The sequence below is a fragment of the Tolypothrix sp. VBCCA 56010 genome (assembly GCF_050875635.1).
Lineage (GTDB): Bacteria > Cyanobacteriota > Cyanobacteriia > Cyanobacteriales > Nostocaceae > Hassallia.
Genome location: NZ_JBPAOH010000004.1, coordinates 39,857 through 61,014, shown reverse-complemented (window position 1 = coordinate 61,014; position 21,158 = coordinate 39,857). Strand labels below are relative to the sequence as shown.

Sequence of the window (21,158 nt, the reverse complement as noted above, 5' to 3'; positions counted from 1 at the left end):
ACAAAACTATTCAATTAAATCACTTTTAAAGGCATCTTTAAATTACGACAATTGCAATGCGCGGCAATTATCATGCTATTTGTTGTAGTCAGTAATACTGTGAGTGCGTTTCCGCAATATATCAATTCATTAGCACAATCTTTATAAAAGTGAAAAGGGTGTCTTGGCAGTTGACAAATCCCTAGGAAATAATAGTTGATAAAAAGATAACAAAAAATAAATTGACTATGCCAAAACAAAACAGCGTTTCTCGGCATATTGTTCTGACTTCTCATCCCAGTCGTTCTGGTCCCAAGCCGATCGCGATTAACTGGGGAGCTGCTGACCCGATGCAACGAGGTCCAGTGATTGCTACTTTAACAAAGTCGGCGCACCGCAATGTTATAGGCACTCATTCGGGTGGTTATGCGGTTTATCGCGCTTTAGCAGTGGCTAGCGGAGCGCTGCAATCAGATCATATAGCGGATTTAACCAACACGTCTCCAACAGAGCGCATTGGACCATATCCAAGCTGGTCAGTTCCTGATAAAATTGTCTCGCTTGACCCTTATGGAGCGATCGCCTCTGAGGTGTATCAATCATACTACGAACAGGGATATGATATCCGTCCGACGATCGCCATCACCAAAGCTCACATTAATATGCCCGAACTGCAAGAAGCGATCGCCAAAGGACGCTTGCAAGTTGATGGTAAAATTATGAAAGCCGGTGGCGATTTGGTGGTAACAAAAGCCGCAATTGAGCCGGTTTGGTATTTACCAGGACTTGCCAAGCGGTTTAATATCACCGAAGGCGAATTGCGTCGCGCTTTATTTGAACAAACTGGGGGAATGTTTCCAGAATTGGTGACTAGATCGGATTTGGAGGTCTTTTTGCCGCCAATTGGAGGTTTGACGGTGTATATTGTCGGTGATTTAGAAGCGATCGCCGATCCGAATAAGCCTTTAGCTGTTAGGGTACATGATGAGTGCAACGGTTCGGATGTCTTCGGTTCAGATATCTGCACTTGTCGTCCTTATCTGGTACACGGAATTGAGGTGTGCGTGCAAACAGCGCAAGAAGGTGGTGCTGGGGTAATTGTTTATTGTCGCAAAGAGGGTCGCGCCCTTGGTGAGGTTACGAAATTTTTGGTTTACAATGCTCGCAAGCGTCAAGAAGGAGGCGATCGCGCTGATGCCTATTTTGAGCGTACTGAATGTGTGGCAGGTGTGCAAGATATGCGCTTCCAAGAATTAATGCCGGATGTACTGCATTGGTTGGGCATTACCCGCATTGACCGCATGGTATCTATGAGTAATATGAAGTTCGATGCCATAACTCAGTCGGGAATTGAGATTGTTGAACGAATCGCGATTCCGGATGATTTGATTCCTCAAGATGCGCGGGTGGAAATTGAAGCGAAAAAAGCTGCCGGGTATTATACCACAGGGGATGTGTTAGATGCAAACAGTTTAGCTGATGTGAAGGGACGAGGTTTGGAGTAGGGAGTAGGGAAACAGGGGGACAGGGGGACAGGGGGACAGGGGGACAGGGGGACAAGGGGGACAAGGAGGACAAGGGGACAAGAGGACAGGGGGACAAGGGGACAAGGGGACAAGGGGACAAGGAGACAATTCTTTCTCTCCATCCCCCGCTCTCCCCATCCCCCCATCTCCCCCATCTCCCCCTCTCCTTGTCTCCTTGTCCCCCCCTCTCCCACTCCCCCATTCCCATTATTTACGGAGATACGAACCGCCAAGATGCCAAGAACGCCAAGTTTAGAGGGGAAGGAGTTGATTGCATATCTTCGTTCTGCTTACGCTATTCGGGAACGTTGTATGCAATTGTTTGTATTGGCGACTGAAGATAAGTTGCCAAATTTTGGTTGTGATTTGATGCAGTTGGATAAGGTAGCAGATTATGTGATTTCGGTGATGCGGGGTGAGTACCCTAATTTTGATATTCCGTTTCACAGTCGTTGGCGACATTTTGAGGCTGGGGGTGTGCGACGTTTAACTCAGTTGGATGAGATGTTGGTGGGAATGACACCGTTGCAAAAAGCGATGGCGAAGTTTGATTTGGCGATTATTAGTGTTTTGCTGGATGCTGGGGCGGGGAATAGTTGGGGTTATTATGAGCATGAGACTAATTTGGGTTTCCGGCGAAGTGAAGGTTTGGCTGTTGCTAGTTTCCGGATGTTTTGTCAAGGTGCTTTTTCTAGTGACCAAAAACAACCTTTACAAGCGGATGCTCAAAAGTTGCAATTATTAACAGAAGAAGAATTGGCGGATGGGTTTCAGGTAAATGCCGAAAATCCTTTGGTAGGCGTTTCTGGGCGGTTGAAGTTGTTGCAGAAATTAGGACAAGCTTTAGTATCTTCTCCTGATTTATTTGGCGAAGTAAATCCGCGTCCGGGAAATATGGTAAATTACTTAATGGGAAAGTCTGAGAATCAGGCGTTCCGTAAGGTTGCGGTACTCCGCATCGCTGCAACTACAGTTTTCGATGCAGTTTTAGAAGGACTAAGTGATATTTGGTCTGGACGAGTCGAAGTTGCTGGAGTTAATTTGGGGGATGTTTGGTTTCACCCGGCTATTAGTGATGATAATTTGGTGCCATTTCATAAATTGTCTCAATGGCTTACTTACTCTTTGTTGGAACCTCTACAGGAACTCGGTCTAGAAATTACTAATTTAGATGCGCTGACTGGTTTGCCAGAATATCGCAATGGAGGGTTATGTCTGGATTTGGGACTTATCAAGGTTAAAGATTCGCAGATTTTGCGATCGCCTCATTTAGTATCATCAGAAGTTATAGTTGAATGGCGTGCTTTGACGGTGATTTTGTTGGATTGCATTGCGGTTAGAGTGCGCGAGAAGTTGGGTATGAGTGCTAAGGAATTGCCTCTGGTGAAAATCCTCCAAGGTGGAACTTGGACGGCAGGACGAAAAATTGCCGCAGAACTGAGAACAGGTGGTGTCCCCCCTATACAAATAGAAAGCGATGGCACTGTATTCTAATTGTAAGTAGTTACAGTTAGTTTGAATTAAGGAACGAGTTATGAGTCAGCAGTCACATTTGGTTGCTGATAATTGTTTTCTTTGTTTTTTTAATATACAGGAATGAGCGCAGAATTAATGGAGAACGAACCGCGAAGAACGCAAAGGACACGAAGGAAAGAGGTTTGGGAGAGTTTTTGCGTAAGTTCTAGAAGTAATAAAATCTCTCTTCCCTATTCCCCAGAAAGAATAGGGAGTAGGGAGTAGGGAGTAGGAAATTTTTCTTTCCCCATTCCCCACTCCCCATTCCCCATTCCCCACTTTATATAAAAATATGACAAAAGTAACTTTAATTGACCATCCGTTGATTCAGCATAAATTAACGCTGATGCGTAAGGCTGAAACTAGTACGGCAAAATTTCGCGTTCTTCTGAAAGAGATTAGCTTGTTGTTGGCTTATGAAGTGACGCGGGATTTACCGCTGAAATATGAAGTGATAAAAACGCCATTAGCGCCAATGAATGCACCAGTGCTGGCACCGGAAAAAAAGCTGGTGTTAGTTTCGATTATGCGGGCAGGACAGGGCATTTTAGATGGAATGCTGGAGTTAATGCCATCGGTTAGGGTGGGACATGTTGGTTTATATCGCGATCCAAAGACGTTGATTCCGGTGGAGTATTATTTTAAGGTTCCCGATGACGTGGATAAGCGAGATATGCTGGTGGTCGATCCGATGTTGGCTACTGGCAATTCAGCGGTGGCAGCAGTGGAAAGACTGAAATCAACTAATCCGATGTCGATTCGGTTTGTCTGCTTGCTTGCTGCACCGGAAGGTATTGAGCATTTCTGTGCGGTACATCCTGATGTGCCTTTGTATACGGCAGCAATTGATGACCATTTGGATGAACACGGTTATATTATACCTGGTTTGGGAGATGCAGGCGATCGCTTGTTTGGTACAAAGTAAGCCAATAGTCAGATAAAAAAAGGTAAGAGATAAAAAGTAAATTTTGTCTTCTTCCTTTTTTATGATTTTTTGAGTGTGTCTATTGGGGGAGGCAAAAAGTTATCCTAGCCTTTCATGATATTGTTATGTTCATATTTTGCAATAAAGCTTGATAAATAATATTCATAGTTAATATTGCAAACAAATGGGCATCTAGTAAATAACGACTTCAATAAACCAATAATTTTTAAACCTACATGTGGTTTTTATGAATGTGAGTGTGACTTGAATTACCTGAATGCAATATATCACAGGTGAAAATTTTTCTGAGACTTCATCTGAATTGATAGCAAATACATCATTAAGAAAAAAATAACTTTATCTTTTTCAATAGAGTTATCTAAAATTAAGAAATTCTTTATGGCTAAACCAACTATTGGACAATTAGAACGAGAAATATCACAGCGTATTGGTTCTTTATATAATACTCAACTTGGGCTACGTCCTAGCAAAGTTCTTTGTCATTGCTTTGATAAAGAAATTGTCGTTACTTTAGAAGATTCTGTTACTCTAGTTGAGCAAACTCTTGTTGATGGTAATTATAGGAAATTAGCTGAAGAAGTTAGAGTGAGTTTAAATAAAATAATTAAGCCACAAATTAAAGCTTTGATTGAGGAAATTATTAACAGAAATGTGATAGATATAATTAGCAATTCCAGTTTAGCAACTAATCGGACTGGTATCATTGCTATTTTGGAACAGTCCCCTGCGGTTCGCAATCCGGAAGCTATTCCTAAAGTTGACTTGAATAGTGTAAGCGATTGAGATATTTACTGACGCTGGCGATTTTCGGGAAAATAAGCGATACCCAAAGCTGCTGGTGGTGTGGATTTTCCTTTTTTGCTAACGAGGGCAAATAAGGCGATCGCGTAAGGTAACATTACCAAAAATTGATAGGGAATATTCGCACCCAATGCCTGTATTCTTAATTGTAAAGCTTCCGTTGCCCCAAACAACAAACAAGCTAAGACTGTACTTACAGGATGCCATCTACCAAAAATTAAAGCAGCGATCGCAATAAATCCTTTGCCAGCACTCATCCCTTCCGCAAAAAACTTTATCTGTACTAAAGTTAAATAAGCTCCTCCCAAACTGGCAAGACATCCACTGATTATCACAGCAATGTAACGCACAGTTTGCACCGAAACACCAGCCGTATCCGCTGCTTGTGGATATTCTCCTACAGCTCGCAAAGTTAGACCAAAGCTAGTATAAAACAAAATGTATGTAGTTAAAGCAATTATTATTAATAATAAATATACCAAAATATCTTGTTGTAACAAAGCGCCAATTAGGGGAATATTGGCAAAACCGGGAATAATAATTGCTGCAATTCCGGGCAATTGTTGAGCTATACCACCACTAAATATTAGCCGCCCTAAAAAAGATGTTAACCCAGCTGCGACAAGATTAATTGCTAACCCAGATACCAACTGATCGACGCGCAAAGTTACACATAAAAAAGCATGAAGTAAACCGACGATTCCCCCAGCAATCAAGGCAGCGATAACACCAATCCACGGATTATCTGTGTAAAAGGTGGCAGCAGCACTGGTGAAAGCACCTGTAAGCAACATTCCTTCTAAGCCAATATTTAGCACTCCTGAACGTTCAGAATAAAGTCCTCCCAAAGCAGCGAATGCGAGGGGGACGGCTAAACGCAGGGTAGCAACAAGGTAATCTGAGAAGAGGGCATTGGGCATAGGGCATGGGTATTTGGATGCCCTCACCCTGGAAGGGTGGGGCTATACGTACTTCAAAGTTCATTATCTGCGTTAATCAGCGTTTATGGGCGGTTTAATTACTTTTATCTTTTTTTCCATCGCTAGACTAATGGCAATAAACAACACAGTTAAACCTTGAATAGCATAAACCACAGTCACGGGGACACCTGCGCTACGTTGCATAACATTTGCACCACTACGTAAAGCTGCGAAAAATAGAGAAGTTAATATTACACCGAAAACACTACCGCGACTGAGGAAGGCGATCGCGATCGCATCAAATCCATAACCTGATGATACTTGTTCAAACAAGCGATATTTCAACCCCATCACCTCAGACGCACCCGCTAAACCAGCTAAACCACCCGCTAACGCCATTACTAACATAATCGTGCGTTGGACGGAAATACCAGCATAACGGGCAGCGATGGCGTTGAATCCGACGGCGGTGATTTGGTATCCTAAAGGCGATCGCATCAACAATGCCCACAATATCCCTGCCGCGATTAATCCCAGCAAAATTCCTGCATGTGCCAGACTTCCTGGTAAAATAATCGGTAACTGTGCAGATTTGGCTATTAATGGCGAATATGGACTAGGCGCGTTTGCTGCTTTCAACGGATTCTGCACCAGATAGCTAACCAAGTTGATGGCAATGTAGTTTAGCAGTAAGGTAGTAATTACCTCATTCACTCCGCGCACTGCTTTCAGATAACCGGGAATCCAACCCCAAATTGCACCAAAAATAAACCCTGCCAAAAGCGCTAAAGGTATGTGAATGAATGCGGGTAAATTTTGCACGTATAACCCTATTAAAGCACTTCCCAAAGCACCGAGATAAATTTGTCCTTCTCCACCAATATTAAATTGACCGGCACGCAACGCGACTAGTACGCCTAAACTAGTTAATAATAGCGGTGCCATTTTGGTAAGCGTGTTACCAAAGCCAAAGTAAGTTGAGAGAGATTCTTGAAATAAAGCAGTGTATGCAGCGATTGGGTTAGCGCCGGCGAGTATGATGAGAATTGCACCGACAATGAGAGAAGAGGCGATCGCAATTAGCGGTGAGAGAATTGGTAGCAATTGGATACGGTTAGTTGCAGTCATTATGGGACATAGATTAGGGCAATGCGATCGCACTCATTAGCTTTTGTTTTCAAGGTGTTGTGACTGAATCGTTGGTATTTCCTCAGCAGTTAAAGTGACGATTTTCCCATCTTGCATAATACTAATAGATTGACCAAGCTTGCGATGTCGTTCAATCGCTTCTGCAATTGCTGCTTTTACTCCAGCATTAATTTTGTCAGACAGAAGTTCCAATTTTTTTTCAGCCATACTACTCTCCTCTAAGTAAATTAAAAATTTCACCTTCGTAGACAACTATTTGCTGACCAATACGATATTCTGCAACTAATTTAGCATCTACACTAGAATTATCGTAAACGATCCAGCGATCGCTTATGGGTAAATACAAATCAATCAGATTTCTTCGTCCCCTTTCATAGCGTCTACGAATCACCTCTTCACCGAATAGAGTGTCCCCCACTAGCAACCCGTCTGGCTACCCTTTCAACTGCCAAATCAGCGCTTTGCAGCCAGAAATAAATTAAGTTAATCGTGTAACCTTTTGCTTTACAATCAATTATAAATGGCGCAAATGTTCTAGCTGCTAGTGTGGTTTCAAAAGCAAAATCACTTCTCAAATTAGATAATGTCCGCAGTCGCTGAATCATCAAACGTCCTGCATCAATAGCCATAGACTCTGGATTGAATGGAGAAAGTCCAGCTGCGATCGCATCTGCATTCACATATTCAAAGCAGTCGAGAAAATTCGGCAGCAAACTCATAGAAACAGTCGTTTTACCTGAACCATTTGCACCACCAATAACGTATATACTCGGCATACTGATTATAAAAGTTAGGTAGAGACGTTCCACACCGAACGTCTGTACAAAAGTTAGGAGTTATTACTCCAGACTTGCTAGCAATCAATTTTTAGACTCAGATAACCGTTTTTCTATCCAAGAATTCAAACTTTGTCCTTCTTTCTTTGCTTTGATTGCAATTTGTTTATGTAAACTCGGATTGATTCTGACTAAAAACTTACCTGAAAATGGTTTTTCAGGTTCCTCACCACGTTCTTTGCAAAAGTCCAAATAAACATCTACAGAATCATGAAATGCTTGCTTCAATTCTGCTACGGTGTTGCCTTGAAAAGTTATTACATCTCTAAGATTAATTACTTCACCATGAAAAATTTCTGCGTCATCATCAAATTCTACAATTGCTTCATAACCTTTATAATTCATCATTTGTCACTCCCGCTTCTGTCAAAAACCGTCGTAGCGATTTAACCGCACCTTTATCTGTTTCTTTCTCCGGATGTGGTCTGTGAAAAACCGCTCTTATTTCATTAAGAACAACCTTTACTCTTGACCCCGCACCCTCTGATACTTCAGCACCAAGAGCAATTAACATAGTCTCAACATCATTCCAAGGGATATTGGATTTGACTGGGTTCTCAAAAATAGCATTGAACGTTTTTTGGTGTTTGCTGTTAAGTCCCATCATACAGTATCACTATATGATACTACTTTACACCATATTAGTCATAAAATTATAGGCTTAGGAGTTATTACTCCCCAAGTCGTCCCTCTCTCCCCCCCTCTCCCCCTCCTCTTCCCCCTGCCATCAACAAACCAATTTCCTCCACCGTCGCACTCGCTGCATCTAAAATATCGAGAAACTCACCTCTGTAGATTACGGCAATGCGATCGCTCATTGCCATCACTTCCTCTAACTCAGTAGAAATATACAAAATTGCCGCACCGCGTTTTCTTTCTGCCAACAAGCGAGAATGCACTGCTTGAGTTGCCCCCACATCTAATCCCCGCGTCGGTTGCATTGCGACAATTAACAGCGGTTCCCCCGTCAATTCTCGCGCTAACACCACCTTTTGTTGATTTCCTCCCGACAACTGATTTACCTTCACATCTTCCCCCGTTGCCCGAATATCAAACTCTTGCATTGCAGACTTAGCGTGATTTTTAATTGCTTCTTTCTGCAATAAAAAGCGACGACAAAAAGGCAACTTTTTAAACGTCTTCAAAATCAGGTTTTGGGCAATACTAAATTGCAATACCAAACCCATTTTTTGCCTATCTTCGGGAATGTAACCAATACTTTTTTCAGCAAACTCTATTTTACCGCTTTTAACAGTTTGTAAATTTGTTATGGCATCAGCTAATTCTCGCTGTCCGTTGCCATCAACACCCGCGATTCCTAAAATTTCTCCTGCCCGAAGTTGAAATGAAACATCACGTACAGCAGTAATATTTCGCTCATCCGCTACTTGCAAATTCTGCACCGATAAGATAATTTTACCTGGTGAAACGGCTGATTTATTTAACTGTAAAACAACTTCACGTCCTACCATTAATTCTGCTAATTGTTGAGGTGTAGCTTGTTGAGTATTTGTATTTGCTACTACCTTTCCCCGTCGCAACACCGTTACTGTATCGCAGAGATTCATCACTTCCTCAAGCTTGTGACTGATAAAAATAATTGTGTTTCCAGCTGCTGCAAGTTGGCGGAGAATAGCAATTAAAGATTTCACTTCTGGTGGTGTTAATACTGCTGTCGGTTCATCGAGAATTAACAATTTTGCTTGGCGGTAAAGAACTTTGAGAATTTCTACTCGCTGTTGCGCTCCTACTGGTAAATCTGCTACTCTCATACTGGGGTCAATTTCTAATTTATAAGCTTGGGATAAAGCAGCTATTTCTTCTTGTTTTTGCCGCAGATTTAAACGCCAGCTTTTCTCAGTTCCCAGAATGATATTTTCGGTGACGGTTAACTGAGGTACAAGCATGAAGTGTTGGTGAATCATGCCGATACCTTGATTAATTGCGTCTTTTGAAGATGCAAAATTTACTGCTTTTTCTTGGAGATAAATTTGACCTTCGTCAGGTTGATATAAACCACTAATGATGTTCATTAAAGTAGTTTTACCTGCACCATTTTCACCTAAAATTGCATGAATCCCAGGTTCAATACTTAGGCTAATGTTATCGTTAGCAATAAATGAACCAAAGCGTTTGGTGATTTTTTCTAAACGTAAATATGACATTGCGTGTTGTAGTTGTGTTAAATTTCACGCAGAGAGGCATCGCAGAGAAAAACTTTGCGTGAGGCTTTAATTTTTAAGCTGTCGCTTTTTTGGCACACCGCGTATCTTTATTATTATCTTTGCAATTTTCAAAGGTGATTTTTTTATCAACAATTTCTTGTTTTGTATTTAATGCCTTTTGTTTAATTGCTGCTGGAACAATTTCGTTAAAATTTCCTAAGTTTAAAATATCTGGTCTTTCTAAACCAATTGTATATATTTGCCCTTTTAATTGTTTCTGTTTTGCTAATTCTGCTAAATATGCGATCGCTAAATCCATTCGCTTCACTGCACTGGTTAAAACGGCTTTTGGGGCTACTTCTAATTGGTCTTTGGTATTACCAAAAGCATAAACACCTTTGTCGGCTGCTGTTTGTAACACGGCAGGTGAGGAATTATCTAACCATTGATAGATGACATCAGCGCCAGCAGAAATCAATGCTAAAGTAGCTTCTTTGCCTTTAGCAACATCATTCCAATCACCTGTAAAAGTAGGGATAATTTGTATATTTGGTTTAACTGATTTTGCCCCTAATTCAAATCCGCGTAATTCATCTTCAGTAGCGGGGAATTTCTCGCCAGCAATGTAAGCCATTTTATTAGATTTGGTTAGGGAAGCGCCAATAATTCCACACAAATAGCTGACTTGCAGATGATCTATTCGCAAAGCGGCAATATTTTCTTTTTTAAGATTACCATTGACGCAGACAAAAAACGTGTTGGGAAATTGGGCAGCGATTTGTTCTACAGAAGCGTCAAATTGTCCGCCGTGGGCGAATATTATATTGTAGCCCCTACGAGCGAAATCACCTAAAGTTTCGGCTTGGTCTGCTTGCGCGACTTTTTCGACAAAGTTAACTTCTGCCCCCAGCTTTTGTTTGGCAAGGTTGACACCTTCGTAACCAGATTGATTCCAGGCTTTGTCAGTGATGGTACCAGGAAGTGCGATCGCTATCTTAAATTTTTCACCACCACCTGCCGTGGGTGTCGTTGTTTGATTGCTACTGCAAGCTTTTAGCAGTAAACTGGTGCTAAAGGCAACTGAACTATATAGAAATTGACGCCGATTCAATACCGCCATACACTAGCCCTGAGATTGTTAGTTAATCAACGTGAAAGTCCAAAGCAGGCAAACGCGAATTTTCCGACTCTTGACTGAAGACATTGTGACATACAGCAAGCAAACTGAAAGAGTAAACTCAAACATATACCAAATGCAATACATAAAAAAGAACAAAGAACTTTTACGTGTCATTCTTGCAGTATGTATCATCATAGTTGGAATAACGCACTTTACCGTTGCCGATCAATATGTAAGAATTGTACCGCCGCAACTGCCCAATCCTTTAGGATTAGTTTATCTGAGTGGCTTTTATGAAATTTTGGGTGGTATCGGTTTATTAGTTCCCCCTCTAAGTCAACCTGCTGCTTGGGGTTTAATTGCTCTTTTTATTGCTGTTTACCCGGCTAATATCAACATGGCGGTTAATCACATTAAAATAGACCATGTACCAGATTCAAACTTACTGCAAGCGATAAGACTGCCCTTACAAGCGGTTTTAATTGCATGGGCTTGGTGGTATACAAAACCGAGCAATAGAGAAAAACAAGCTTCAATTATTCCCAAATTTCTTATTCCTAAAGAACTAGAAACTGAAGTATAAACCAAAGTTTGAAGTATGATGTTATAAAACACTTTTAGCTTTCATACTTCATACTTTATTTGATATGAGTACAGCAAATACAGTACAACAATTACAGGCAGAATGGGTAACACCAGAAAATTTTCGCCGTTATGGACAAGTTATTTTTGCAAGTAAAGATGGCAAAGCTTACGGTGTCGAAGATGCCCAGTTAAACCTGCAAAATGGAATTCCCCGCTTTTATATTATCCGCTTGCAACGCCGAGGGGGAAAGTTTTACAAAATCACTCGGCATTTGCAATGCACTCAATGTTTGGGTTCTTTGTCAGGAAAGGATTGGTTAATTGTGGTTTGTCCTCCTGATAATAATGTTGATGAACCAGCTTTAGAAGAGATTGCAGCTTTTCGCATTCCGGGAAATTGTTTTATTAAGTTAGAGGTGGGAACTTGGCACGCAGGACCATATTTTGAGCATGAGTTTGTCGATTTTTATAATTTAGAATTGAGTGATACGAATGTGGTGGATCATTTCACTCATGATTTTGTTAAGAGTCATCAGTTAGAGTTTGAGATGGTCTAGTTTAATGAGTAGGACAAAAAGGTTCACCAAAACCAGCTACAGCCCCAATCAACATCATCCCCTCAACACCAAGGTTTAACACCCCTGATTTTTCGGTTACTAATTCGCCTAGTGCCGCTAAAATCAGAGGTGTAGCTGCCCGCAGAGTATCACTAATTATTAGGCTGAGGGTTTGGATGTTCATCTGTAACCGCAGGTGTTACTCTCGGTGAAGGTGCTGTTGCTAAATGTTCTTCTTTATCTTGTATTTGCAACAATTCAGGTATCGTTACAAATCGATAACCTTCCGCCTTCAAATCGGCAATCATTTGTGGTAATGCTTTGACAGTCTTGGAACGGTTGCCACCACCATCATGCATGAGTATAATTGCTCCCGGTTTAGTACTTTTTATCACATTTTTCACCATTCCCGGCACTTGAGGAGAACGGCGTTCAGCGTCACCTGACTCACCAGACCACATCATCACAGCATAATGGTGATTTTTGGCGTAGTCAACTAATCCATTATGCAAAAAGCCTCCAGGTGGACGAAATAGAGTAGTTTTCTCACCTGTAGTTTTGTAAATAATATCAGCAGTGCGGTCAATTTCTTTAGCCGCCGTTGCTGTATCCATGCGACGATACCAATGATGCCATGTATGATTGCCAATTACATGACCGTCATCTGCTACTTGTTTAGCAATCTTGGGAAACGCTTGCACCATTTCCCCAATCATGAAAAATGTAGCTTTGATATTATTTTTCTTCAAAATTTCTAATACCTGTGCCGTATTTTTTGGTCCAGGTCCATCATCAAAAGTGAGGGCAACAACTTTATCAGTTGGTTTCAGTTTCGCTTGAGAAATAGTTGTTCCCTGAAATAATTTTGGCACATCAGAAATCACATTCGTCCTTGGGGCGACGGCTTGCGCCGATGTACTCATCACTTTGCCCAAATTCGCAATGTGTTGATGTTTGGGATTTTTTAAACTTGTGTTTTCCGGCGTTTGAATTGCCAATTGATGATTGATTACGCTTGTCGGTACAATTAAACTTAAAGCAAAACTTCCAGCAGCTGCAACTGAAGTAATTGTTCCTATTAGTACAATTTTAGATAATTTATTAGCGGACACTTAAATCTCCTCACAGTTGATGGTTGATAGTGGATAGTTGTTGGTTGATGGTTGATAGTTGTCAAAAGTTCCCATTAACCACTAATTACCAACCACTTCCACTAACTTTAATAATGGTAAACTGGCAAATTCACCGAAAGGCGCAGATTCCGGAAAGTTAAATCCTTGAGGGTCTTTTAGCTGTCCGCGCACCAAGTAATTTAAAATAGAAATTGCAACATAATTTAACATCAAGCTGGTGAGTATTTCGTTGGCATTAAATCGCACCTTCAAAAAAGCGGGAATACTGCCCCAAATCGCACCACCCAAAACGCCAGCAATCAAACTAAGTAAGAGTATTCCATAATTATTCACATCAGGAAATGCCAACGCGACAATACTACTAGAAATCGCCCCAATCGTCAATTGTCCTTCTGCACCAATATTCCACACCTTAGCTTGAAAACATATAGTGTTACCAAAAGTTATAAAAGCGTTTCCTCTTCCGGGGTTCGATTAGGACGATGTTCTAAATATTGAGCGAGAGCGTAGACGCGGAGCGGCTTGTCTGTGACATCGCTTGCTCGTTCTCTTGTTCTGTGGTAATTGTTTTTGGCTGATACTTGGCTAGTAATTGACCAGAAAATTTATGATTAAAAGTACGGGTCATCTTTTCATTTATCCTTATTGTATTCAGCAATTATTGGTCAAGAGTATCCAAAATGATATTAATATTTCGGCTTCGGAAGCGTTCCCTCAACACCTTCAACATACCAATCCATAGCCAATTGTCCCTTATCATCCAACACCTTACCCTGTGGAACTCGCACCACACCTTGTTGGTCTTTCACCGGACCATCAAAAGGATGTGCCGTACCCTTAATAAACTCATCGCGCTTTGCATTCACCAATTGCTGAACATCGCCAGGAATCACTTGATTCATCGGCGAAATATCTACCATTTCTTGACTAATACCATCCCAAACATCTTGAGATTTCCAAGTTCCATTAATCACAGACAAAGCTTTATCAGTATAAAACTTGCCCCACTTATTAATTGCTGACGTTAAATGCGCTTTATTTCCAAACTTACTCATATCAGTATTGTAACCAAAAGCATAAATACCCTTTTCTTCTGCTAGTTGAATTGCAGCAGCCGAATCAGTATGCTGTGATAAAACATCCGCACCTAAATTTACCAAAGCTTGCGCTGCGTCTCGTTCTTTCGTCGGTTCAAACCAACTTTGTACCCAAATTACTTTAACTTGTGCTTTGGGATTTGTTGACCGTACTCCTTGAGTGAAAGCACCTATTCCGCGAATTACTTCCGGAATTGGATATGCACCGACAAAACCGATGATATTAGATTTTGTCATCTTGCCGGCAATCATTCCAGTTAAATATCGCGGTTCTTCAAAACGTCCTAAATAAGTGCCGACATTGACAGCGCGTTTGTAACCAGTACAATGTTCAAAGAAAACTTTCGGAAAGTCTTTTGCGACTTTGATTGTCGGGTTCATGAAGCCAAAATAAGTTGTAAAAATCAACTTGTTTCCGTCTAAAGCTAGTTGACGAATTACCCTTTCAGCATCAGCACCTTCGCTGACATTTTCTACAAAAGTAGTTTTCACTTTCTCCTGTAAATTAGCCTGCAATTCTCTACGACCTAAATCATGGGCATAAGTCCAGCCAAAATCGTTTACAGGTCCAACATATATAAATCCTACCTTGAGAGGTTCATTTGCCGCTAAAGGCGAGGCTGTGGCAGACACTTCACTTTGTTGATTGGATTTTCTCGCGGTACAGCCAGCAAAGGTAAAGCCAGCCCCTGATAAAGTGGCATACTTGAGAAAGTTACGACGATCCATATTGAAAAAGATTTTTTATTGGTAGTAGCAACAGAAATATACAATCATCTATTTGCTGTGATTTTGCTTGTTTGCTGTGGTCGGCAACTTACTTATAAATTGTCATAATAATGATTTCGATTATACTAAATTTTGGTGATATTGCGATACTAAGTTTTGCAAATTACATTAATATTGAAAAATAAGCGATCGCCTAGCTAACAACTCAAAAAATGTAGGTAAAGTAAATAACCTTACCTACAAAAAAAGTGGTAATAATACCACTTATCGGAAAAACAAATATCTACAACCAATCGCTAATAAAAAGATACCGTATAGCTTCTTCATCAATTCACTGCTAATAAACGGCTGATTGGCAAACAGCGCTCCAAATAAATTACCAACTATTAGACCAACTGCAATAAATACAGCATACTGAATATTGACATTCCCGTTGCGATAATAAACAATTGCTGCTAAAATGCCGATTGGCAATATTTGAGCAGCAACTGAAGTGCCAGTAGCAAACTTCTGATCCATACCAATTAGTAAGACCATTGCAGGCACCATAATTGCACCGCCACCGATACCAAACATACCGCCAGCAACGCCAGCGACTAAACCAATCAGCAGCATTTGAATGATTATGTTAGACATAAAAAACGTTGGTAAATTGTTAATTATAAACTAATTTGCTTTGTAAATATTGACTTTGGTAGCATTCCGTGAACGCCTTTTTGGGGACTGTTCACAACTTGAGTAATGCGGAAATTCACAGATATACTACATAATACATAAGCATCTTCTGGCGACAAATTTGCAAAGCGTTCCAGAAAATTAATCATATTTTTTACAGCAAATTCTAAAGCTTCATCTAAAGTTTGACCAAACCCCATTGTAATGATATCGGTAGCAGTTTCGGCGATGGGTGTTGTTAGTTGCAAATCTTTGCGAAGTTTCAGTTCTATTGTACCGTTCATTGAAGTTTCAATCGCGGTAACATTAACTTCACCGTCTCCTTGTGCGGAATGTCCATCACCAATCGAAAATAATCCACCAGTCACAAAAATTGGCAAAAATACTCTAGAATCTGTTTGCAATTCGCGGTTATCAATATTACCGCCATAACAACCAGGAGGAATTGAATTTGGGGATGTTTCGGGAGTTGCCACACCAAGAATACCAAAAAAGGGTTTGAGGGGAATTTTAATCTTACTACCTGTAGGAAATTCAGCGATATTATTTTCTAAATCGAGAGGAATGAATCTAAGAACAGGTTGAGTAAACTGGTGTGGTAAAACTCCCCAACCTGTACGAATTGCATTGAAACCAACAGGTAAACTCGGTTTAATTGCCTTTAATTTTACCTCCAAAACATCCCCAGGTTCCGCACCCCGCACATAAATTGGTCCGGTGAGTAAATGCGGTCCCCCACCAACTTTGCGTTCTGGCGGAAGATTTTCGCAAATGTCAATAAATTCTGGTGTCAGAAATTCTGATGGTGCTTTGTCGTAAATGTAGTAACCAGTATAAGTTTCCACGTCAACCGTATCGCCAGAATCTACAGTCAGTGCTGGTTCTAGCTGTTGAGAGAAACCACCCAGATGAACGGTTTTCTTGGTGGCTTTTAAAATGTGGTGAGTCATCGCTGCGCTTGGGTGCTTGCTCAGTATTATTGCTTAGGATAGCGGGTTTAACATCTACCAACTCATTTTTTATCGTGGTTGGTTAATTTGTAGCTCAAACTACCAAAAATGTATCATTTTAGTTACACAAAAGCTAATTTTTGTTTAAATTATCACATTAACAGTCAATCTAAAGTTAAAAAGATACAAATTATTCATTTTGATTTTTTCTCAGGGTAAAAATGCTTTTTCTAACATTTGATTGGAGTTCCGTCTATTTTATTGCTCAAAGTAACCAAAGTTCTGGTAGTACTGCGGGAAGTTTCTTTAGCTTTATTTTTGGGCTTGCTGCTTATATTTTCGGTTCTTACTGCTTCTACAAAATCTACCAGAAGCTAGGAGAACCAAACGCTTGGTTTGCTTGGGTTCCGATTTTAAATAACTGGATTATGTACAAAGCAGGAGGTCAGTCACCTTAGTGGACTATTGCAATTTTCATTCCTTTGGTGAATTTTGTTGCTTTGATTTTCCTTATCATAGCATTTGTGAATATTGTGAAAAAGCTTGGCAAGAATCCGTGGTTAATTTTGTTGATGATTATTCCGATAGTTAACTTTGTAGTTCTGTATAATTTTGCCTTTGGTTAATTAATAAATGAATAAAAACAACAAAAATGACAAATAAGTATTTTATCCTTCGTTTAAGAAGCGCGTTCGCAAAGCGACTCCAAAGGAGTATCGCCAAAGGCGGGGCTTTGCCCATCGCAAAGCGACTCCAAAGGAGTATCGCCTACTCGTGTATCGCAGGTATTGCTCTTTTCCCAGCATTATCAGCTAACGCCGCCCAAGTTGAACTTAGCGTTTACAAATCATCAAATACACCAGCAGCAAACTGTCCGCAAAAGGTGATTGTAACAGAACAAAACGCACCCTACTACGAAGGAGGATACACTATTAACGGTTCAGCAAAATTAAGTTCTTTCGCTGAACCTTTTACCATCTCTAATACTGACCCTTTTAGCGTAACTTGGGTAGCAAATCTCAAGCCTGCATTTAGTAAATGTATCGCTGCTGGTAGTATCGTCAAATCTGGTAGTGAAGATAAAAATTCTGACTTCCATCTCCGCGTGCGGTTTACTGGTGGTAAAGTATTTTTAATTTTGGATATGACGGGTTTAAAAGATGCTAATAACTTCTTTCCTGTAATTACAAAAAAAGGTGTCACTGCTGGAAATCCTACTTGGAGTTGGGGTGGAACTGACTGATTTTCACACAAACGCCGCAAACGTCGTAGAGACGTTCCACACCGAACGTCTCTACAATACGTGTTCCAACACCCGACGTGATATGATTAATATATAATGGGCAATGCCTACCATTTTATCTATTAATGCTATTCATAATTATAAATTAACAAACATTTTCAGCTACAAATTCAATTACTTCTTTTAATCCTTGTTGACTTTTCAAATTCGTAAAAAGAAACGGTTTCTCGCCACGCATTTTTTTAGCATCCCGTTCCATTACATTTAAATCTGCACCAACATAGGGCGCTAAATCAATTTTATTTATCACTAATAAATCAGATTTCGTAATTCCGGGACCACCTTTGCGAGGAATTTTATCGCCTGCTGCAACATCAATAACGTAAATAGTTAAATCAACTAATTCTGGGCTAAAAGTAGCTGCCAAATTATCACCGCCACTTTCTAAAAATACCAAATCTAAATCAGGAAAACGCACTTCTAACTGTTCAATTGCTGCTAAATTCATCGAAGCATCTTCGCGAATAGCTGTGTGAGGACAACCGCCAGTTTCTACACCCAAAATGCGATCGCCACTCAAAGCCTGAGAACGCACCAAAAATTGTGCATCCTCCTGAGTATAGATATCATTCGTCACAACGGCAATATTATATTTTTCACGCATCGCCTTACACAAAGCATCGACCAAAGCTGTCTTTCCCGATCCTACTGGACCGGCTACACCGACGCGAAATGTATTCATGATTTGTTAATTGTTGGTTAGGGTCGGGCGGGGAAACCCCGCCCCTACATATTTAACTGCGAAATAATCTTGTATACTGGGTTTCATGCGCCATGCTTGCTAAAGATAGACCCCAACTACAACAACTAAGGTTATCATCTTCTAAGGCGAGAATGGACGCTGTTGCATCGCTTATTAATGATTGTAAATTCAGCAATAACAACTGTCCTGCTGTTTGTCCTAAAGGTATAAGTTTCACGCCAGCAGTAATTAAATTACTTATCCAGCTATGCAGATATCCTAACATTGCGGCTTGTATATTTATATCCCAGTAAGCAACAGCAATGCCAAAAGCGATCGCATAATTACAATTACCCACAGCATAAGCTAAAGGCTTGATTTGTGGTTGTAGTTTAGCAAATAATTGAATAAGCGATCGCCCCATTTGTAAACTAGAATTACGTAATTCCTCGGTTTCCCTTGCCGCAGTTAACCACATATTCCAACGACACAGCGCTTCTAAATCATTCCTAATCATACAATTATAAGCTCTTACCATCACCGCCGCTTCTAGGCGAATCGCCCCATAACGCAATTCTGCTTTCAACCAATACTGTAAACTTTCTTGATTATTAATAACGTTATTTTCTACCAGCGTTTCCAATCCTTCAGAATAACTATATGCTCCCACAGGTAAAGCCGGACTCGCTAACTGTAAAAGACATAAAAGATTGCTCTCAGTGAGTGTGTCCATAAGCGCCCATTTCTGGCTGAAAAGGTAAAACTTCCTCTTTAATTTCTAGCCCCAATTGTGACAACATTGAGCGTAAAACCGAATCGGGCAAAAAACGTAAATAACTTGCAGTAATTTCACATGGTACATGACGATTTCCCAAATGATATGCCGCCCGTAATAATAATAACGGTGTTTCCGCAAGTGCAGTTAAAACAGGTTCTGGTTTGGCAGAAATTCTAATTAAATTGCTATTTGTTTCATCTTCGAGAATATCGCCATCATGTAACACCGTTCCTCTCGGTAAACGCAAAAATACAACTTCTCCATCTTTCGTTTCAAAGCGATGACGACTGCGAGTGCGTTCTTCTGCTGTGAGTGCAAGAGTTAGAGTGACTGCTGCATTACTGTTTGGCGGTTTGCGTTGCGTACAAGTGAGCATGAGCAATTAAAAATTTCAAATCTAAAATACAAAATCACAATCTCCATATTATCAGTCATCAGCGCAAAAACTCTCTCAAACTCTCCCGAACCTTGGCGTACGAGTGCGTTAACTTGTGTAAGTCCTACTAACTCAAACATCTGAGCGCATTGCTACTTTACAACTAATATTGCAAGAGGCGATGGAATCGTTGCAAAAATCACCCCGCGAAGCCAAATTTTATCGCGCTTTGTATCACTCTTACTTGCATCCCGCAAGCACGCAAGAAAAAGCCGCAGAGATATTAGATGTTTCGATTGCTACCTTTCATCGCCATTTAAAAGCCGGGATTACACGAGTAACCGAGATTTTATGGCATCAGGAAATGCAATGTGAAGAGTGAAGAGTTGTTAGTTGTTAGTTGTTAGTTGTTAGTTGGTAGTTGTTGGTTGATAGTTGTTAGTTGTTGGTTGTTAGTTGATAGTTGATTCCACTATCCACTAACTCCTAACTTGACAGTAAATTGAGAGCTTTTTGATAGATTTTTGCTCTGGAATGCGATCGCTATTTTTGCCAAACTGAAACTAACTTCACAAATAATAATGAATATGCGCTATTTATATCAAACGGCTGCATCACTAACTCACGCAAGATTTAACACGTTTTGCAACTGCGCTGTTTGGGGGTGAGTTGCTTTCAGATGACAGTCTCAAGCAAATGCTTGATTTTCAGGATATAGGAGTTGGGGATAGCTTGAAGTACGGGTTAGGCTTGACTAGTCGTGAATTTGAAGGCATCGGTAGGGCGTGGGGACACAATGGCGATGTGACTGGATATGACTCTCAATGGTGGTACTTTCCCGACTTGGGTATTACCTATGTGGATTTGCAAAACCAGCAGCCCACAAGCGATATCCTCTCTCCCATACTCAAGACTTTGCTTAAAGAACAGTCTAAGCCTGTACCAGAACCAAGTGCGATCGCAGGCTTAATAATGTTGGGTGCGGCAGTAATTGTACTGAAGCGCAAGCGTATTATTACTTAAAAGTGAGAAGTTATGACAGACGAACAATCAATTAAAAAACCAGGTAAGAGAGAATTGCTGACTCGTTTTAGCATTGGTGCAATCATGGGAGGAGCGATCGCACTCGTTTATTGGTTATACATTACCTGCTTTACTCTTGGATGGACAAAAACAGCGACTATATTCAGCATTGCCTGGATTCTATTATTTACAGTTGGTTGTGGTTTGATGGCTGTTAAGGGGAAAAAATTGTTTTCGACATTTTTAAATTCTCTTCCCCCAATGCCGTAGATAAGAAAACTGGCAGATACTTTGAGTACCTGCCAGCTAATTG

The 21,158-nt window shown here is 40.6% G+C and carries 30 protein-coding genes and 1 pseudogene; 12 read left to right on the top strand and 19 right to left on the bottom strand.

Annotation, left to right across the window (positions count from 1 at the left end):
- The first annotated feature begins 227 nt into the window (after nt 1-227).
- The 4 genes from AABK37_RS02355 (at nt 228) to AABK37_RS02340 (ending at nt 4,749) form a co-directional block, all read left to right on the top strand.
- Nucleotides 228-1,484, top strand: a complete 1,257-nt coding sequence (locus tag AABK37_RS02355; protein ID WP_432550000.1) for a GTP cyclohydrolase II — start codon at nt 228-230, stop codon at nt 1,482-1,484.
- A gap of 255 nt (nt 1,485-1,739) precedes the next feature.
- A complete protein-coding gene (locus AABK37_RS02350; protein WP_432549999.1) occupies nt 1,740-2,999 on the top strand; it encodes a URC4/urg3 family protein in 1,260 nt (419 codons plus the stop codon).
- Nucleotides 3,000-3,312: 313 nt separating this feature from the next.
- Nucleotides 3,313-3,945 (top strand): uracil phosphoribosyltransferase, encoded by a 633-nt coding sequence (upp, locus tag AABK37_RS02345; protein WP_432549998.1) that lies wholly within the window; start codon nt 3,313-3,315, stop codon nt 3,943-3,945.
- Between the two features lie 399 nt (nt 3,946-4,344).
- Nucleotides 4,345-4,749, top strand: a complete 405-nt coding sequence (locus AABK37_RS02340; RefSeq protein ID WP_432549997.1) for a DUF2294 domain-containing protein — start codon at nt 4,345-4,347, stop codon at nt 4,747-4,749.
- Between the two features lie 5 nt (nt 4,750-4,754).
- On the opposite strand, the gene AABK37_RS02335 is transcribed toward AABK37_RS02340, so the two are convergent.
- The 9 genes from AABK37_RS02335 to AABK37_RS02295 form a co-directional block, all read right to left on the bottom strand.
- Complete coding sequence (locus AABK37_RS02335) at nt 4,755-5,687, bottom strand: ABC transporter permease (RefSeq protein ID WP_432550072.1); 933 nt, start codon at nt 5,685-5,687, stop codon at nt 4,755-4,757.
- A 72-nt stretch (nt 5,688-5,759) separates the two neighbouring features.
- On the bottom strand, nt 5,760-6,815 hold the full coding sequence (locus AABK37_RS02330; protein WP_432549996.1) for an ABC transporter permease: 1,056 nt from the start codon (nt 6,813-6,815) through the stop codon (nt 5,760-5,762).
- 36 nt (nt 6,816-6,851) lie between these two features.
- Nucleotides 6,852-7,043 (bottom strand): hypothetical protein, encoded by a 192-nt coding sequence (locus AABK37_RS02325; protein WP_432549995.1) that lies wholly within the window; start codon nt 7,041-7,043, stop codon nt 6,852-6,854.
- 1 nt (nt 7,044) lies between these two features.
- Entirely contained in the window at nt 7,045-7,254 is a 210-nt protein-coding gene (locus AABK37_RS02320; RefSeq protein WP_432549994.1) for a hypothetical protein, read from the bottom strand.
- On the bottom strand, nt 7,232-7,612 hold the full coding sequence (locus tag AABK37_RS02315; protein WP_432549993.1) for a zeta toxin family protein: 381 nt from the start codon (nt 7,610-7,612) through the stop codon (nt 7,232-7,234). Before AABK37_RS02315 ends, AABK37_RS02320 begins: the two co-directional genes overlap by 23 nt.
- 84 nt (nt 7,613-7,696) lie before the next feature.
- Nucleotides 7,697-8,020 carry a type II toxin-antitoxin system HicB family antitoxin gene (locus tag AABK37_RS02310; RefSeq protein WP_432549992.1) on the bottom strand — a complete coding sequence of 108 codons (324 nt, stop codon included), beginning with the start codon at nt 8,018-8,020 and terminating at the stop codon, nt 7,697-7,699.
- A complete protein-coding gene (locus AABK37_RS02305) occupies nt 8,007-8,276 on the bottom strand; it encodes a type II toxin-antitoxin system HicA family toxin (RefSeq protein ID WP_432550071.1) in 270 nt (89 codons plus the stop codon). The genes AABK37_RS02310 and AABK37_RS02305 overlap by 14 nt, the downstream gene beginning before the upstream one ends.
- A 67-nt stretch (nt 8,277-8,343) precedes the next feature.
- Nucleotides 8,344-9,837 (bottom strand): ABC transporter ATP-binding protein, encoded by a 1,494-nt coding sequence (locus tag AABK37_RS02300; RefSeq protein ID WP_432549991.1) that lies wholly within the window; start codon nt 9,835-9,837, stop codon nt 8,344-8,346.
- 73 nt (nt 9,838-9,910) lie between these two features.
- Nucleotides 9,911-10,957: a BMP family protein gene (locus tag AABK37_RS02295; protein ID WP_432549990.1), complete on the bottom strand. Its 1,047-nt coding sequence runs from the start codon at nt 10,955-10,957 to the stop codon at nt 9,911-9,913.
- 133 nt (nt 10,958-11,090) lie between these two features.
- On the opposite strand from AABK37_RS02295, the gene AABK37_RS02290 reads away from it, so the two are divergent.
- A complete protein-coding gene (locus AABK37_RS02290; RefSeq protein ID WP_432549989.1) occupies nt 11,091-11,540 on the top strand; it encodes a DoxX family protein in 450 nt (149 codons plus the stop codon).
- A 64-nt stretch (nt 11,541-11,604) separates the two neighbouring features.
- Nucleotides 11,605-12,099: an ureidoglycolate lyase gene (locus AABK37_RS02285; RefSeq protein ID WP_432549988.1), complete on the top strand. Its 495-nt coding sequence runs from the start codon at nt 11,605-11,607 to the stop codon at nt 12,097-12,099.
- 1 nt (nt 12,100) lies between these two features.
- Here AABK37_RS02285 and AABK37_RS02280 read toward each other — a convergent pair whose 3' ends face one another.
- The 7 genes from AABK37_RS02280 to AABK37_RS02250 form a co-directional block, all read right to left on the bottom strand.
- Nucleotides 12,101-12,283, bottom strand: a complete 183-nt coding sequence (locus tag AABK37_RS02280; protein WP_432549987.1) for an ABC transporter permease subunit — start codon at nt 12,281-12,283, stop codon at nt 12,101-12,103.
- Nucleotides 12,252-13,211, bottom strand: a complete 960-nt coding sequence (locus AABK37_RS02275) for a polysaccharide deacetylase family protein (RefSeq protein ID WP_432549986.1) — start codon at nt 13,209-13,211, stop codon at nt 12,252-12,254. Before AABK37_RS02275 ends, AABK37_RS02280 begins: the two co-directional genes overlap by 32 nt.
- 81 nt (nt 13,212-13,292) lie before the next feature.
- A complete protein-coding gene (locus AABK37_RS02270) occupies nt 13,293-13,661 on the bottom strand; it encodes an ABC transporter permease subunit (RefSeq protein WP_432550070.1) in 369 nt (122 codons plus the stop codon).
- Between the two features lie 58 nt (nt 13,662-13,719).
- A complete protein-coding gene (locus AABK37_RS02265) occupies nt 13,720-13,860 on the bottom strand; it encodes a hypothetical protein (RefSeq protein WP_432549985.1) in 141 nt (46 codons plus the stop codon).
- A 58-nt stretch (nt 13,861-13,918) separates the two neighbouring features.
- A complete protein-coding gene (locus tag AABK37_RS02260) occupies nt 13,919-15,058 on the bottom strand; it encodes a BMP family ABC transporter substrate-binding protein (protein ID WP_432549984.1) in 1,140 nt (379 codons plus the stop codon).
- A 264-nt stretch (nt 15,059-15,322) separates the two neighbouring features.
- Complete coding sequence (locus tag AABK37_RS02255; protein ID WP_432549983.1) at nt 15,323-15,694, bottom strand: TSUP family transporter; 372 nt, start codon at nt 15,692-15,694, stop codon at nt 15,323-15,325.
- Nucleotides 15,695-15,717: 23 nt separating this feature from the next.
- Nucleotides 15,718-16,683 carry an acetamidase/formamidase family protein gene (locus AABK37_RS02250; RefSeq protein WP_432549982.1) on the bottom strand — a complete coding sequence of 322 codons (966 nt, stop codon included), beginning with the start codon at nt 16,681-16,683 and terminating at the stop codon, nt 15,718-15,720.
- A gap of 221 nt (nt 16,684-16,904) precedes the next feature.
- On the opposite strand from AABK37_RS02250, the gene AABK37_RS02245 reads away from it, so the two are divergent.
- Together AABK37_RS02245 and AABK37_RS02240 are read left to right on the top strand one after the other, a co-directional pair.
- Nucleotides 16,905-17,141: a hypothetical protein gene (locus tag AABK37_RS02245; RefSeq protein WP_432549981.1), complete on the top strand. Its 237-nt coding sequence runs from the start codon at nt 16,905-16,907 to the stop codon at nt 17,139-17,141.
- A 281-nt stretch (nt 17,142-17,422) separates the two neighbouring features.
- A complete protein-coding gene (locus AABK37_RS02240) occupies nt 17,423-17,926 on the top strand; it encodes a hypothetical protein (RefSeq protein WP_432550069.1) in 504 nt (167 codons plus the stop codon).
- A gap of 145 nt (nt 17,927-18,071) precedes the next feature.
- Here the strand turns inward: AABK37_RS02240 and ureG are convergent, their stop codons facing one another.
- The 3 genes from ureG to ureE are packed head-to-tail and all read right to left on the bottom strand — an operon-like array spanning nt 18,072 to nt 19,822.
- Nucleotides 18,072-18,668 (bottom strand): urease accessory protein UreG, encoded by a 597-nt coding sequence (gene ureG / locus AABK37_RS02235; protein WP_432549980.1) that lies wholly within the window; start codon nt 18,666-18,668, stop codon nt 18,072-18,074.
- Nucleotides 18,669-18,720: 52 nt separating this feature from the next.
- Nucleotides 18,721-19,401, bottom strand: coding sequence for an urease accessory protein UreF (locus AABK37_RS02230; RefSeq protein WP_432549979.1), 681 nt, complete (start codon nt 19,399-19,401; stop codon nt 18,721-18,723).
- Nucleotides 19,385-19,822, bottom strand: coding sequence for an urease accessory protein UreE (gene ureE / locus AABK37_RS02225; protein ID WP_432549978.1), 438 nt, complete (start codon nt 19,820-19,822; stop codon nt 19,385-19,387). The genes AABK37_RS02230 and ureE overlap by 17 nt, the downstream gene beginning before the upstream one ends.
- 181 nt (nt 19,823-20,003) lie before the next feature.
- On the opposite strand from ureE, the gene AABK37_RS02220 reads away from it, so the two are divergent.
- From AABK37_RS02220 to AABK37_RS02205, 4 genes and pseudogenes are all read left to right on the top strand, one after another.
- Nucleotides 20,004-20,204 (top strand): hypothetical protein, encoded by a 201-nt coding sequence (locus AABK37_RS02220; RefSeq protein ID WP_432549977.1) that lies wholly within the window; start codon nt 20,004-20,006, stop codon nt 20,202-20,204.
- A 254-nt stretch (nt 20,205-20,458) separates the two neighbouring features.
- Nucleotides 20,459-20,695, top strand: a pseudogene (locus AABK37_RS02215) (hypothetical protein); the annotation flags it as partial.
- Nucleotides 20,681-20,845: a PEP-CTERM sorting domain-containing protein gene (locus tag AABK37_RS02210; RefSeq protein WP_432550068.1), complete on the top strand. Its 165-nt coding sequence runs from the start codon at nt 20,681-20,683 to the stop codon at nt 20,843-20,845. The pseudogene AABK37_RS02215 and the gene AABK37_RS02210, both read left to right, overlap by 15 nt.
- A 12-nt stretch (nt 20,846-20,857) precedes the next feature.
- Nucleotides 20,858-21,115: a hypothetical protein gene (locus tag AABK37_RS02205; protein WP_432549976.1), complete on the top strand. Its 258-nt coding sequence runs from the start codon at nt 20,858-20,860 to the stop codon at nt 21,113-21,115.
- Nucleotides 21,116-21,158 lie beyond the last annotated feature (43 nt).